This is a genomic window from Bdellovibrio sp. (assembly GCF_036384735.1).
Classification (GTDB): domain Bacteria; phylum Bdellovibrionota; class Bdellovibrionia; order Bdellovibrionales; family Bdellovibrionaceae; genus Bdellovibrio.
In genome coordinates, this window is record NZ_DASVLT010000010.1 from 25,791 (window position 1) to 38,783 (window position 12,993).

Below are 12,993 nucleotides of genomic sequence, written 5' to 3' on the forward strand. Positions count from 1 at the left end.
AGGAGAGCTATCTATGATCATGAAAATCCTCACTTTCCCAGATCCACGACTTCGCGAAGTTTCGAAGCCGGTGACTGAGTTTGGTCCCCATCTGCAAAAACTTGCCGATGACATGATCGAGACAATGTACGACGCTCACGGTATTGGTCTGGCGGCTCCTCAAGTGGGTGAGCTTATTCGTATGGTGGTGATCGATACTCGTCCTCGCGATGATAAAGGTCGCAGATACAAAGACGAAGACATGACCGAAATGGAAAAAGCAGTTCAACAACCGTTGATCTTGATCAATCCAGAGATCGTTAAGGGTGAAGGTAAAACAACTTTTGACGAAGGCTGCCTGTCAGTTCCTGGGTATTTCGAAACTGTCGAGCGCAACCTTGTGGTTGAACTGAAAGCCTTCGACGTCAATGGCAAAGAGTTCCGCGTAAAATCTGACGGTCTTCTTGGTATTTGCATGCAGCACGAGTTAGATCATTTGGAAGGAACATTGTTCATCGACCACTTGAGCTTCGTGAAGAGCAACAAAATCAAAAGCCAAATTAAAAAACACGGTTATCCTCCAAAACAAAAAGAAGAAGAAGGCGACAAAGAGAAGTCTTCTGACTCAAAAAAACTGGAAGTCTAAGTGAGTAAAGTCCGCGTCTGCTTCCTAGGTACTCCGGAATTTGCCGTCACATCTTTGAAAGCGCTTCTTGAAGACGATCATTTCGAAGTCGTAGGCGTGGTCACTCAACCGGATCGTCCTGCGGGACGTAAGCTGCAGTTGACTCCAAGTCCGGTGAAGGTTCTGGCCCTTGAACATCATTTGAAAGTGCTTACGCCGGAGTCCTTGAAAAACAGTCCTGAAATGAATGAAGAAATCAAATCCTGGGGCGCTGAAGTCGGCGTCGTGGTGGCTTTTGGTCAAATCCTTACGCAAGCGTTCCTGGATTCATTTCCATTCGGTTGCGTGAATGTTCACGGGTCTATTCTGCCACGTTGGCGTGGTGCTGCTCCCATTCAAAGAGCTATCGAAGCTGGTGATGCCGAAACTGGCGTGACATTGCAGAAGATGGTTAAAAAGTTGGATGCAGGTGACATCATCGGCATTCGCAAAGTCACAATCCATCCGGAAATGACGGCGATGGAATTGCATGATCAATTGGCAGTTCTTGGCGCTGATCTTTTGCGAGTAGAATTGATGGACTATGTGCGCGGTAACTTGGCGCCGATTCCGCAAGATGAGTCGCAGGTGACAGTGGCTCGTAAAATAGACAAATTAGAGTCCGAAGTGGACTGGAACGCATCTGCAAAAGCCATCGATGGAAAAATCCGTGGTTTTGTATATGGCCCAGGCACGTACACAATTCTTCAAGGTAAGAAGTTAAAGCTTCATAAAGCCACTCCTGTCAGTGAACCGACGAAAGCAGCGCCGGGAACTATCGTGGCTGTGAATCCAGATCATATTTCTGTTGCAACAGGTGAAGGTATTTTGAAACTTTATGAAGTTCAGCCCGAGTCGCGCAATCGTATGAAGGTAGCAGATTTTCTTAAAGGTCATGATCTAAAACCAGGAGATAAAATCGGTGTCTAGCGCTTATTGGAAAACTCCATCCACAATGATGCTTCCTCCTTGCGCTTGCAGCTGGAGTTTTTAAATGAGTTCTAAACTAGTTGCTCCTTCTATTCTGAGTGCAGATTTCGCAAATCTTGAAAGAGAAATCAAAGCCGTGGCTCAAGCGGGGGCAGACTGGATTCACGTGGATGTGATGGATGGGCACTTTGTTCCAAACATCACCATTGGCATTCCTGTAGTAAAGTCTTTAAAGAAAGTTTCGCCGCTACCACTTGATGTGCACTTGATGATCGATGATCCTGAGAAATACGCTGAACAATTTATTAAAGCTGGTGCAGATTATTTAACGATTCATGTGGAATCGACAAAAGATCCTGCGGCAGTTTTAAAAAGCATTCGCAGTTTTGGTGCAAAAGCGGGGATTACACTTCGTCCGCGCACTTCTGTGGACAAGGTATTATCACTCCTGCCATTATGCGATTTGGTTTTGGTAATGACTGTAGAGCCTGGCTTTGGTGGTCAGTCCTTTATGCACGATCAAGTGGCTAAGATTGCCACTCTTCGCAGGGAAATTTCGAATAAGAACCTGAATTGTTTGATTGAAGTCGATGGTGGTATTAACGCTGAAACCGCACAAATTTGCCACGAAGCAGATGTGTTCGTGGCGGGAAGCTACGTCTTTGGCCAGGATTATAGCAAAGCCATTTCCGCTCTAAAAGAAGCCAAATTACCGTCTTCCAAATAGGAAGTGACTTGGCCGTCTTGCAAGGCGATCAAAGCACTTTCTAACCTTTTTGCTGCATTCGCCGTTAATAATTTTGTGGCCTCTTCAAGGTCGACGAATTTGAATTCCTTAAAATCGTCTTTTAAAAGTTGCAGACCTTGTGCTTGGCGCTCGGTGAGTTCTTTTGCTTCGAAAAGAAATTGAATGTATTCGCCTTTCACATCGCGATTGTGAATATAATCAATGGCGATCAATCGGGTGGGACTGATTTGAAGCTTTAATTCTTCTTTGATGCTGCGATAAAGTCCTTCAAGCGGTGACTCTTCGGCTTCGACCGTGCCTCCAGGTAAAACCCATTCATTGCTGTAACTGGGTTGAAGAACAAGCAGTTGGTTTTTATAAAACAATAAAGCGCCCACACCAATGCGTTTGCGGGGAAGGGATTCATAGAAGTCTTTGTCGTCTTTATAAGCTAACATGAATTCTCCTGGTCTTAGGGCGGTATAGAGAAAACAAAACTCATTGAGTATTCGTTGACCTGTTAACGGCCTCTCTTCAGAATTGTAAAGGAATCTTAAATATTTTTGGGTTACAAAAAGGAGAACATATGAAGAAGTTGTTGTTAGCAATGGCTTTTACACTCGGCTTCACAGGCGTTGCACACGCTAATATCATGCTTGAACCATATTTGGGTTACGAGATGGGAAAAACATCTGACGTCTCATCCATTAACGGTAAAACTGATGCCGTCAATTTGGGACTTCGTTTGGCGTATAAAACTCCAGTGATGTTGTGGTTGGGGCTTGATGGTCAGTTCGGAACGAGCGGTGATTATAAACCAGATTCAGGTTCAAATGCTTCTTTGAAACACAATACTTACTACGGTGTTGTGGGTCTTGATTTGCCGATCTTATTGAGAGGTTGGGTTGGTTATGGTTTCTCTGACGAGTTGAAATTGGACAGCCCTTATAGTGGATCGTTGAAGGGTACGAACTTTAAAATTGGCGTAGGCTTCACAGGTCTTCCATTTGTTTCTTTGAATGCGGAATACATCAAAGGAAACTTGACGAAAGTCAGCGGAGGTCCTTCTGATGGCACAAGTTTGAGTGCAACAGATGAATCCGTGATGTTGTCGGTTTCGTTGCCTTTGGTGTTCTAAGAATTGCTTAAAATTTAATCAAATCTTCTTGTGCTTCAGGGAGTTGAAAAAGGATGGTCACAAGCCATCCTTTTTTATTTCAACGCATAGCAGGACACGCAGGTACGCCGTGATTTTTCGGGGTCCTTCGGGCTAGGATGCCGACTCTATTTTAGGAGTTCGGACTATGCAGATCAATGGTGAAAATATCACTTTAGAAAACCTCTATGCGGCGGCCCACAATCCATCTGAAAAGGTGGAACTGGCTCCTTCAGCAAAAGCGCAAATGCAAAAATCCCGTGACTACATCGAGGGTCGTATCGCGAGCGGCGAAGTGATGTACGGGGTGAATACAGGTTTTGGTGCGTTTTCTTCCGTGCGTATCTCTGACTCTGAAATTGAACAGCTACAAAGAAATTTGATTCGCTCTCACTCAATGGGGGTTGGTGCTCCGTTTACGAAAACTGAAACTCGTGCGATGATGATGTTGCGTGCGAATGCTTTGGCCAAAGGCCACAGCGGTATTCGTCCTGTGGTTGTCGAAAAAATTCTAGAGTTCCTGAATAATGACATCATTCCTGTTGTTCCGTCGCAAGGTTCAGTAGGGGCCAGCGGTGACTTGGCTCCATTGTCTCATCTGGCTTTGACAATCATTGGTGAAGGCGATGCGTGGGGACCCGAGGGTAAACCTGTTCACGTGACAGAGCTTTTGCAAAAGAAAAATATCAAACCGTTAGAGCTGAAGGCCAAAGAAGGTCTTTCAATGATCAATGGCTGTCAGGTGATGACTTCTATTGGGCTTCTGTCGTTATGGGAAACACGTCGCTTGTTGTGGATGGCGGATCTCGCCGGTGCAATGTCTTTGGAAGGTCTTCGCGGTTCACGCAAAGCTTTTGACCCATTGATTTCTGCAAGTCGTCCTCATCCAGGCGAGGCAAAAACCGCGCGCAACCTGATCAAACTTATGGGTGAATCAAGCCCTATCGGTGAAAGCCATTTGACGGAAGATCACCGAGTCCAAGATGCATATTCACTTCGCTGTATGCCGGCTGTTCATGGGGCTGCGAAAGATGCTCTAAGATACGTGGTGAAAGTTCTAGAGACAGAAGCGAATTCCTCAACGGACAATCCATTGGTTTTTGCTGACGCAAATAAAGTTCTTTCTTGCGGTAACTTCCACGGAATGCCAGTGGCACATGCTATGGATTTCGCGGGAATTGCTTTAAGTTCGCAAGCAAGTATCAGCGAGTGTCGTATTTCTAAAATGATTTCGACTCAAATGAGTGAGCTTCCACCATTCCTGACACCAAATGGTGGTTTAAATTCAGGTCATATGATTGTGCAAGTGGCGGCGGCTTCTTTGGTGAGTGAAAATAAAGTTCTAGCTCATCCGGCTAGCGTGGATTCAATCCCGACATCTGCGGAAAAAGAAGATCACGTGTCTATGGGAACGATTGCTGCCCGTAAGTTCAATCAGATTTTGCGTAATGCTGAAAATGTTGTGGCCATGGAACTCTTGTCGGCGACTCAAGCTTTGGATTTGCTGGCTCCATTGAAACCGACGGCGGCAGTGAAAGCTGTTCACGATTTAATCCGCACTAAAGTTCCATTTGCAAAAGAAGATCGTATTTTCTCGAAAGATGTTGAAGCAATTAAAGCACTCATGTCTTCGGGAGAAATCATGAAGGCGATCCAAGGCGCTGTAGGCGAACTTGAGTGGTAGGCAGAAAGCCACTATTCGATAGTGGCTTTCTTAGCGCGTTCTTTAGCGAACTTCTTCACGTCCAATTCGAAGTCAGCATCGCCAAAGTTATTAAGCATATTCTTTGATTTGTATTCGGCCGTATCAACGTTTTCACGAATGATGCGGTCGATTTTTTCGATCACCGTATGACCAAAGGCACTTCTTGAACAGACAACGTATGTTGTCAGGGGATTTCTGGCCTCCATGATCGGCAAAGCCGCTAAATTTGGAAATTGATTAGAGCGATTGTATTGATTGTAAACGAAGCGATGTTCGATCGTGTAATCGATACGATTTGTGGAAATCATCTCAAGGACGTTTTGCGAAAAGAAATCAAATGACGATCTTTGTAGATTGCTGTCCTTTGACTTTTTTATCAAGGCGTCAATCTCGGGTCCGAATGAACGGGCATACCCTGTGGCGCCTTTTAATTTGCGATCTTCAAAAGTTTCCATAAGAGAGATTTTTCCATCATGAAGCTTCAATTTTGGCAGAACATCTTTGCGAGTGACAAAAATAGGCGGGGGTAAAATTGCATAGGGTGTCCAATAGGCGTATTCAAGACGAGAACGGTCTTCCAGACTCACAGTAAAGCAGGTATTTTTGGACTTTTGGATCTCCATCAAAATACGCTGCACATTTCCGGTAAAGTATTCGTGATGATAAGAAGGAAGATTTGTGCGCAGAAGTTCCAACATAAAACTGTCCTTGCCAGCCAAAGGCTTCGTCTTGAACTCCATGGGAGGCTTCATAGAGGACTCACTGGGAATGCCCCAATGAATCGTCTCTTTCACAGATTCAGCGGCCCACGCGAAACTTGAAAGGCCCGTGCCCATCAAGAAACCTGCGAAGGACAATTTGAGATTTCTCATCACTCTCCTCGGTACAGAAGAATAACATGGTGCCGTGACTCACGATAGCGACAGGTCGGTCTTAAGCTAAGTTTGTTGCTGCGGCGCAACTCATTGGTCATGTCTCTAGAGCTTTGGTACTACAAGAGGGTCTCACTTTTCTCAGGAGGAAATATGTCTCGCGTGGTGAAAGCTCCCACAGGAAATAAACTGGTTTGTAAAGGGTGGTTGCAAGAAGCCGCCTACCGCATGATTCAAAATAACTTGGATCCGATGGTTGCAGAACGTCCCGAAGATCTTGTGGTCTACGGTGGTATTGGTAAGGCCGCACGCAACTGGGAAAGCTTCGACAAAATTTTGGAAGCTTTGAAGAATCTGGAAAATGACGAAACACTTTTGGTCCAATCTGGAAAGCCCATTGGTATTTTAAAAACTCATGAGGATGCACCTCGCGTTTTGCTTGCGAACTCTAATCTTGTTCCGAAATGGGCAACATGGGAGCACTTCAACGAACTCGATAAAAAGGGTTTGATGATGTACGGTCAAATGACTGCGGGTTCTTGGATTTACATTGGAACTCAAGGCATTATTCAGGGAACCTACGAATCCTTCGTTGAAGCCGGTCGTCAATATTTCAATGGCAATCTTAAAGGTCGTGTGATTTTGACTGCGGGCCTTGGTGGCATGGGCGGAGCACAACCTCTCGCAGGTGTGTTTGCAGGGGCTTGTGTTTTGGCTGTTGAAATTGATCCAACAAGAATTCAAAAACGTCTTGAAACAAAATACATCGACGAAGTTGCAACAGATATCGACGATGCGATTGCAAGAATCAAAAAATACACAGCAGCAGGCGAAGCGAAGTCCGTGGCTCTTCTGGGCAATATGGCTACTGTGATTCATCAATTGCTTGAAAAGAATTTCATTCCGGATCTTTTGACAGACCAAACCTCGGCTCATGATCCATTGGTTGGATACATTCCTGAGGGTTACACTGTTGAATCTGCCAAGCCTTTCCGTGAAAAAGATCAGAAAGCTTATTTGGAAGCGGCCTACGCCTCTATGGCAAAACATGTTCGCGGAATGCTTGCGATGAAAGATCGCGGCGCCGTGACGTTCGATTACGGTAACAACTTGCGTGCACGTGCTCTTGAAGCGGGAGTGACCAATGCATTTGATTACCCAGGTTTCGTTCCTGCGTTCATCCGCCCTTTGTTCTGTAAAGGTTCAGGTCCATTCCGTTGGGTGGCCCTGTCTGGCGATCCAAACGACATCAAAGTCACGGACGATGCGATGAGAGAGCTTTTCCCCCACAAAAAAGATCTTCTTCGTTGGTTGGATATGGCTGAAGAGCGTATCGCATTCCAAGGTTTGCCAGCACGTATTTGCTGGTTGGAATATGGTGAACGCGCAAAAGCGGGTTTGATGTTCAATAAACTTGTGGCTGAAGGCAAAGTGAAAGCGCCGATCGTTATTGGTCGCGATCACTTGGATTGTGGTTCGGTGGCTTCGCCAAATCGTGAAACAGAAGCTATGAAAGATGGTTCTGATGCAGTCAGCGACTGGGCCTTGTTAAATGCTCTAGTCAACACAGCATGTGGTGCCACATGGGTGAGTTTGCATCACGGCGGTGGTGTGGGCATGGGTTACAGTCAACATGCAGGCCAAGTGATTGTGGCTGACGGAACTGAAAAAGCCGCAAAACGTCTTGAAAGGGTTTTAACGGCCGATCCAGCAATGGGTGTTTTCAGACATCTTGATGCCGGATACGAGTTAGCTCACGATATCGCCGTCGAGCGTGGCGTGCGCAGTCTCTGGCTGTAAGCCGTGTGCCGAGCGTTTCTCGATAGATAGAAAGATTTAAAATTAAAGAGCCACGATGTCTTCGTGGCTCTTTTTATTCGTTTTTGAATCCAGAATTCGTGGTAATTTTTCCGCGGCTTAAGCGATAGGCTTTTTTTGAAAAATGCTTCAGCAAAAAACCTAAAGAAGTGAAGAGGAGTCCCAGTAATGCCGTCGTTAAACTCGACATCAAAGCCAGTCTCGTGAATTCTTTGATTGATGGCGCTTCCACATAGGAAAGCTTGATCGAGTTGCGAATCAACAAGGGCAAGATATATCCCAAAGTGACTAAGAATGTATTTTCAAAGATATTGATCCAGCGACGGACATGCAGGCCGTTAATTAAAAATAAAATACATAGGAAGTTTACCGAGTCGCCAATAAGGCCAAGTCCCAGTGCTTGATATACAAGCACCACGCTGCCAGATAGAAACAAGGCGTAGTAGGTCCATAAACTACGATCGTGCAAAAACGATCCACTCTTTGGCATGGGATGATCCTTTGTTATCTATGCTACCAAAGGATGTGTAATTTAAAAGTGTGTGACGGAATCGTAATCGCTAGCTGGACCTTTGCCTGAACGGCGAGCGTGCTTCAACCGCTCTTAGACGGTTTAAGGACACTGACAGTCTTTAAGACGGCAGCTCAGTATTTTGCCATTGTTGTCGTATTGGAATTCGTAAACTTGATTGTTATGCATCTCGAGATTGGCATGGCCGCCATCTTTTAATGTTAACGTGGACTTCAATTCGTGATTGTTTACTTGTCCTTGAGCTAACAAAGATGCAAGCGTTTCATTACCTTTCAAAGGAATTGGCTCTGGATAACCTTCGTTATCAACTTTAAACAAACGAATTTCTTTTTTATTTGGAGTGTTCGTGTTGTCGGCTGTTGTGATGTGCACGCGACGTTGCGATCCATCTTTCAAAGTCAGATGGTAATTTTCGATAGAAACATCTTCTGATTTTATGCCGACAGTTTTGCGCAAGTATTCAATCAAAGCTTCAGGGGTTGCAATGGCTTGAGCTGCAATGTCTGGAGAACATTTTTGCAGAGACTCTAGAAAGTTGTCTTTGTTGGATTCAGTTTCAGTGCCCTGCGGAGTCACTTCCGCCGTTGGTGTCGGAGATGTCGCGACCTGCGCAGTTTTGTCTTGAATAGTTGGGACCGACGACGTCGCAGCAGGAACTGCACCGTTCAACATATCTTGTTTTTCTTTGAATAGAATGTGCAAGAAGTAGTAATCGGCAAGGACACCCAGTACAAACAAAATAGCAGCCCAGGTCATCCATGTTTTAAATTTTATCGGTCCCATAATTCCTTTAGTTTTGATTCAGATCAGGAGTCCAAGGATCCCATGACTGACATGATTTCGCACGCTGCGAAGGCCCACGAAGATCACCCCAACGATAAGGTCCGTCATCGTGTGGATTGTTCGAGATGAGGCCAGCATACATGCGACGCTTGAACTCAGCCACGTCCATTTGTTTACCTGGAAGATATTGAGTTGTGCAAATTGAAGCCGCCGTAATTCCTTGAGCTGCCATCTTCTGAGTTTCAGAAGCTGCCGTCTCTTGAATGAATGGATAGATTTTCGCCAATTGAGCTTTTGTCTCTAAAGACAATTGGTTCCCACCATTTGCAGCCAAGATTTCGCGGTAAGCTCTTCTTAAAGCCACGAAGTCATCGTAAGCACGCTGGTCACGATTCGGTGTTGAGTATGTATCGTAAGTTTCATAGTCCATGCATTTGTTTGGATTTGCATGAAGGTAGTTCAAACCATCATTCACTGCGCTCACGCGGCCTTGCAAATCTTCACATGTTGTCTTCAACATACGAGTCATCATTTGCGCATCTGTTTCCTGACGAAGCGCTAATTTCGCTTGAACCGTGCGAACCCATTTTCCAAGTGGAATATGGTATTGTTCTTCGCTGTAACCTGGAACTTTCCAAACCGGTTGGTTCAAAGATTCAATCGGTCTCCAGTAACGGAAGCCGGCGTTGCCTGCCGGAGTAAAATTTTCTTCAAACACCCACTCAGGATTTGGCCAAGATTGACGTTGTTGCAAACCAGAGCCCGACGTCGCACCCACAGTCGAGTTGAACACCAAGTATGGAACACCGATCGGCAAGATTTCTTTCACACTCCAAGAGTGATGATTTTTCTGCACTGTTAAGATCAACGCGCCAGAATGAATCGTGTCGCGAGAAATCGCCACAGGATAAGTATCGTTCGGCAAAGAACGAGTGCTCAGTGTTTGATACATGAACACCAAGAAATTGCGCATGCGAGATGTTTCACTTTGCCCATCCCAGCGACTCATTCTGTTCGACAGAGTTTTACCGAAAGAAGAAGGGTCTTGAACGACGAATGGAAGCTTGTTTTCGAAAGAGAAGATGATTCTCATCGAGTAAACTGTGTCCGCGCAGTCCATGCGAAGTCCTGCATACGGGTTGCTTTGACCATTTGGCAAAGTCGGACGAGAGAAGAAGTCCACTTGCCATGAATTGCGTACCCAGTCCGCAAAACGAGCCTCCCAAGCTGGGGACCATTGATTGACGTCAGTCCAAACGGCAGCTTTGGCGTTAAAGCCAAGGCCTGTGATCATCGCAAAAGCCAAGATGAGGTTACGAATCATGTCGTTTCTCCTTCGAAGTATTACAAGCAAACGGGAGTATATTGCGATGCCGTAAGGATCAATGAAATTAGTATATTTCGCTACGCGCACTAGTGAAAAATCAGAGGCATGGCGTTAGATTCCGCGCCGTCATGCGCAAAATCATAATTTTCACTTACATTCTCTTGCTTCTTTCTTTTGTGACTTCTTGTTCCAAAAATGATGAGCCCGTCACCCGCGAACAGGCTCTGTCAAAGGGTTACGCGATGTTGGATGCTCAACAATACGATGAAGCGATTCAGTATTTTTCTGACATGGTTTCAAAGGACCCACAGTATCACGTGAAGCTGGCACTGGCTTCTGCGTATGCGGCTCGTGCTGGTGTCAAAATCGAAACGATTTATAGTTTTGTCACCGCCAAAAATTCGCCAACGTTGAACCTTCCATTGAAGGGAGTGACGTTAGATCAGCAAGCTCGCGATCTTTTAAAAAATTTAGGAAGTGCCGTCGCAGCATGGGACAAAATTCCGACAGTGGATGCGGGATCTCGCAACGATTTGCAAAACGCCGTCGATGTTTTGACAGGGGAGGAAGTCCCCGGGGTTCGTTTGTACAGTGCTGCCCTTCGCGCGGTGATTTTAAAGTCCTCGGTGCAAGAGGGACTTCAAAACTGGAATATCACGAGCCATCGTCAAGTCTGTGTTCATGATGTGAAACCTTATTGGGATTGGGCTTTGCGAATCCTGCGAGGTCTTTCAGATTTTGCCGGCGATCTTGAAGGCGCCTTCCCTTCAAAGAAAGAAATTTCGGACGCTCGTGCCGTCATTGAAAATGTAAAGGCCCAAGCCAACGCATTGCCAATTCCTACGGAGGACCAATGCTTCTGATTCGCAAGCCGCGAACACACGTAATATTTTTGACGATGCTGATGTGTGCAGGGAAAGCCTCTGCCATCGAAGTGCCGTCGTTTATGCGTGATGGAAGCTCTCGATTTTTATCTCGCTCGTTATCAACAGCTTGTTATTCCATGGACAGCGTGGAAAGAGGATTGCCGTGCAATCCTGCTTTTGTCGCGAAAGCCCGTGATCCACGCTTTGACGGGGATCTTCTTTTGGGCAGCAATGTCGATTACATTCGTGACGCCGAAAAAGTTTTGAACGGCGATGCTGATGAGACGACGGTGGCTAAGATCGCCTCACGTCGTGATTATTCTCAAGCAGAAGCTTCGCTGGAGGCCTCTTTTCAGGCTTCGACATGGGGAATTTCGGTAGAGCCCTATCGTGTGATTTTATTTTCTCACATGGAAAATCCATCGTTGCCTACGATGGATTTTGTTGCGGCTGAACAGCAAAGCATCAAAGCGCAGATCGCAAGCTATGTTTCTGATAACTTCTATGCAGGTCTTCAAGTGCGTTACTCGCACATTCGTTACATTGGATCTTATTTCGCCGTGAGTGAGGCCCTGGCTGAAAACTCGAAGGATCTTTTTGATCCACAGACGACAGAGCTTTTATATGTCGAGCCGGGATTCTTGTACGCCTGGGAAGACCTTGTATGGCAGCCGCAAATTTCTGCGATGCTAAGCCAGTGGGGTGTTGCAAGTCAGAAGACCGAACAATTTCCAATCAAGCCTATGGGACTTCTAGGGGCTTCGATCAAGCCAATGGTTCCTCTTGGACTTTTGGAAGTGGGTGTGCAATTCGGTATTGATTCGGAAACTCAAAGTGCCAGAGAGGCGTTGCGTGCAGCTCTTTCTTATAAGTTAGGAATCTTACAAGCTGTAGCAAGTGTATCTGATGAAGACCACTCTGTCGGGTTCTTACTTGGCTTTAAAAATTTCACAAGTGGCCTGTCCTATTTCAGCGAGGCTCAACAACGCGGGGTCTATATTCAGTTCGGGGTGACGTTGTGATCATTCGCCTTCTGCTTTGTCTAACATTTTTATCTGCAGGCATCGCTCAAGCAAAAGATAAAGAACGTCCTGATCATTATGACGGCGCTCCTCAGTGGGCTGAATTCAAGCAGTTCGTTCTTGAACAACGTGAACAAGACGAAACCTTGGGCCTCAGTTATATGATCTCTGGCGCAATCGCCACCGTTGGGGGAATTTACGGTTACTACGCGGCCGAAGAAGTTTTTAGTCGTAGCATGTTCGCTGTGACCTCTACTTTGGGAATCGCGGCGATTGGTTTAGGTGCGACTTATTACTTCACAGGTAACGAGTACGACTCTTTTTATTATTCATTGGAGGGCTCGGGCCTGTCGCTAGAGCAGCGCAATCGGGTGTTGAAACGTTACCTGGAAAAAGAAAAACAAGAACGCGAGAATCGTAAATGGATTCGTGTGGCGACTCATGCTTTGATTGCGGCAGTAAATATCTATAGCGCGACTCGTGAAACCAATCCTGATGCTCGCTCGATTTTTTATTTTCTAGGCGGGGCCAACGCGGTCCTTGCTGTTTCCTATAGCTTTTAGTCCAGTCTGTTCTTAGATGCTCGGTAATTGAAGGTTCGTTCTAGACTTA

14 protein-coding genes are annotated in these 12,993 nt (G+C 45.8%); 9 read left to right on the forward strand and 5 right to left on the reverse strand.

Going from position 1 to position 12,993, the window contains the following annotated elements:
* The first annotated feature begins 13 nt into the window (after positions 1-13).
* The 3 genes from def (at position 14) to rpe (ending at position 2,300) form a co-directional block, all read left to right on the forward strand.
* Positions 14-625, forward strand: coding sequence for a peptide deformylase (gene def / locus VF412_RS02740; protein ID WP_331337668.1), 612 nt, complete (start codon positions 14-16; stop codon positions 623-625).
* The gene (gene fmt / locus VF412_RS02745; RefSeq protein ID WP_331337669.1) at positions 626-1,573 is read left to right on the forward strand and encodes a methionyl-tRNA formyltransferase; all 948 of its coding nucleotides are present in this window, start codon (positions 626-628) and stop codon (positions 1,571-1,573) included. It begins immediately after the preceding gene.
* A 64-nt stretch (positions 1,574-1,637) separates the two neighbouring features.
* Positions 1,638-2,300, forward strand: a complete 663-nt coding sequence (rpe, locus tag VF412_RS02750) for a ribulose-phosphate 3-epimerase (protein ID WP_331337670.1) — start codon at positions 1,638-1,640, stop codon at positions 2,298-2,300.
* Here the strand turns inward: rpe and VF412_RS02755 are convergent.
* Positions 2,246-2,758 (reverse strand): NUDIX hydrolase, encoded by a 513-nt coding sequence (locus tag VF412_RS02755; protein ID WP_331337671.1) that lies wholly within the window; start codon positions 2,756-2,758, stop codon positions 2,246-2,248. The two genes, rpe and VF412_RS02755, sit on opposite strands and share 55 nt — an antisense overlap.
* Positions 2,759-2,886: 128 nt before the next feature.
* On the opposite strand from VF412_RS02755, the gene VF412_RS02760 reads away from it, so the two are divergent.
* Positions 2,887-3,438 (forward strand): outer membrane beta-barrel protein, encoded by a 552-nt coding sequence (locus VF412_RS02760; RefSeq protein WP_331337672.1) that lies wholly within the window; start codon positions 2,887-2,889, stop codon positions 3,436-3,438.
* A 166-nt stretch (positions 3,439-3,604) separates the two neighbouring features.
* On the forward strand, positions 3,605-5,140 hold the full coding sequence (gene hutH, locus VF412_RS02765) for a histidine ammonia-lyase (protein WP_331337673.1): 1,536 nt from the start codon (positions 3,605-3,607) through the stop codon (positions 5,138-5,140).
* Positions 5,141-5,151: 11 nt separating this feature from the next.
* Here the strand turns inward: hutH and VF412_RS02770 are convergent, their stop codons facing one another.
* Positions 5,152-6,033: a hypothetical protein gene (locus tag VF412_RS02770; protein ID WP_331337674.1), complete on the reverse strand. Its 882-nt coding sequence runs from the start codon at positions 6,031-6,033 to the stop codon at positions 5,152-5,154.
* 153 nt (positions 6,034-6,186) lie between these two features.
* Between VF412_RS02770 and hutU the strand changes: the two genes are divergently transcribed.
* Positions 6,187-7,833: a urocanate hydratase gene (hutU, locus tag VF412_RS02775; protein ID WP_331337675.1), complete on the forward strand. Its 1,647-nt coding sequence runs from the start codon at positions 6,187-6,189 to the stop codon at positions 7,831-7,833.
* Between the two features lie 73 nt (positions 7,834-7,906).
* Here hutU and VF412_RS02780 read toward each other — a convergent pair whose 3' ends face one another.
* From VF412_RS02780 to VF412_RS02790, 3 genes are all read right to left on the reverse strand, one after another.
* Entirely contained in the window at positions 7,907-8,341 is a 435-nt protein-coding gene (locus VF412_RS02780; protein ID WP_331337676.1) for a hypothetical protein, read from the reverse strand.
* Positions 8,342-8,464: 123 nt separating this feature from the next.
* Positions 8,465-9,166, reverse strand: coding sequence for a hypothetical protein (locus VF412_RS02785; protein ID WP_331337677.1), 702 nt, complete (start codon positions 9,164-9,166; stop codon positions 8,465-8,467).
* A gap of 7 nt (positions 9,167-9,173) precedes the next feature.
* Positions 9,174-10,490 carry a hypothetical protein gene (locus tag VF412_RS02790; protein WP_331337678.1) on the reverse strand — a complete coding sequence of 439 codons (1,317 nt, stop codon included), beginning with the start codon at positions 10,488-10,490 and terminating at the stop codon, positions 9,174-9,176.
* A 131-nt stretch (positions 10,491-10,621) separates the two neighbouring features.
* On the opposite strand from VF412_RS02790, the gene VF412_RS02795 reads away from it, so the two are divergent.
* Genes VF412_RS02795 through VF412_RS02805 form a run of 3 tightly spaced genes read left to right on the forward strand, consistent with a single transcriptional unit; the run spans position 10,622 to position 12,944 of the window.
* Positions 10,622-11,356 carry a hypothetical protein gene (locus VF412_RS02795; protein WP_331337679.1) on the forward strand — a complete coding sequence of 245 codons (735 nt, stop codon included), beginning with the start codon at positions 10,622-10,624 and terminating at the stop codon, positions 11,354-11,356.
* Complete coding sequence (locus VF412_RS02800; protein WP_331337680.1) at positions 11,347-12,381, forward strand: hypothetical protein; 1,035 nt, start codon at positions 11,347-11,349, stop codon at positions 12,379-12,381. Before VF412_RS02795 ends, VF412_RS02800 begins: the two co-directional genes overlap by 10 nt.
* Entirely contained in the window at positions 12,378-12,944 is a 567-nt protein-coding gene (locus tag VF412_RS02805; protein ID WP_331337681.1) for a hypothetical protein, read from the forward strand. Before VF412_RS02800 ends, VF412_RS02805 begins: the two co-directional genes overlap by 4 nt.
* The last annotated feature ends 49 nt before the right edge of the window (positions 12,945-12,993 follow it).

Coding starts and splice junctions, on each gene's coding strand:
- def (WP_331337668.1), top strand. CDS start 14: ATGATCATGAAAATCCTCACTTTCCCAGATCCACGACTTCGCGAAGTT.
- rpe (WP_331337670.1), top strand. CDS start 1,638: ATGAGTTCTAAACTAGTTGCTCCTTCTATTCTGAGTGCAGATTTCGCA.
- VF412_RS02755 (WP_331337671.1), bottom strand. CDS start 2,758: ATGTTAGCTTATAAAGACGACAAAGACTTCTATGAATCCCTTCCCCGC.
- VF412_RS02760 (WP_331337672.1), top strand. CDS start 2,887: ATGAAGAAGTTGTTGTTAGCAATGGCTTTTACACTCGGCTTCACAGGC.
- hutH (WP_331337673.1), top strand. CDS start 3,605: ATGCAGATCAATGGTGAAAATATCACTTTAGAAAACCTCTATGCGGCG.
- VF412_RS02770 (WP_331337674.1), bottom strand. CDS start 6,033: ATGAGAAATCTCAAATTGTCCTTCGCAGGTTTCTTGATGGGCACGGGC.
- hutU (WP_331337675.1), top strand. CDS start 6,187: ATGTCTCGCGTGGTGAAAGCTCCCACAGGAAATAAACTGGTTTGTAAA.
- VF412_RS02780 (WP_331337676.1), bottom strand. CDS start 8,341: ATGCCAAAGAGTGGATCGTTTTTGCACGATCGTAGTTTATGGACCTAC.
- VF412_RS02785 (WP_331337677.1), bottom strand. CDS start 9,166: ATGGGACCGATAAAATTTAAAACATGGATGACCTGGGCTGCTATTTTG.
- VF412_RS02790 (WP_331337678.1), bottom strand. CDS start 10,490: ATGATTCGTAACCTCATCTTGGCTTTTGCGATGATCACAGGCCTTGGC.
- VF412_RS02795 (WP_331337679.1), top strand. CDS start 10,622: ATGCGCAAAATCATAATTTTCACTTACATTCTCTTGCTTCTTTCTTTT.
- VF412_RS02800 (WP_331337680.1), top strand. CDS start 11,347: ATGCTTCTGATTCGCAAGCCGCGAACACACGTAATATTTTTGACGATG.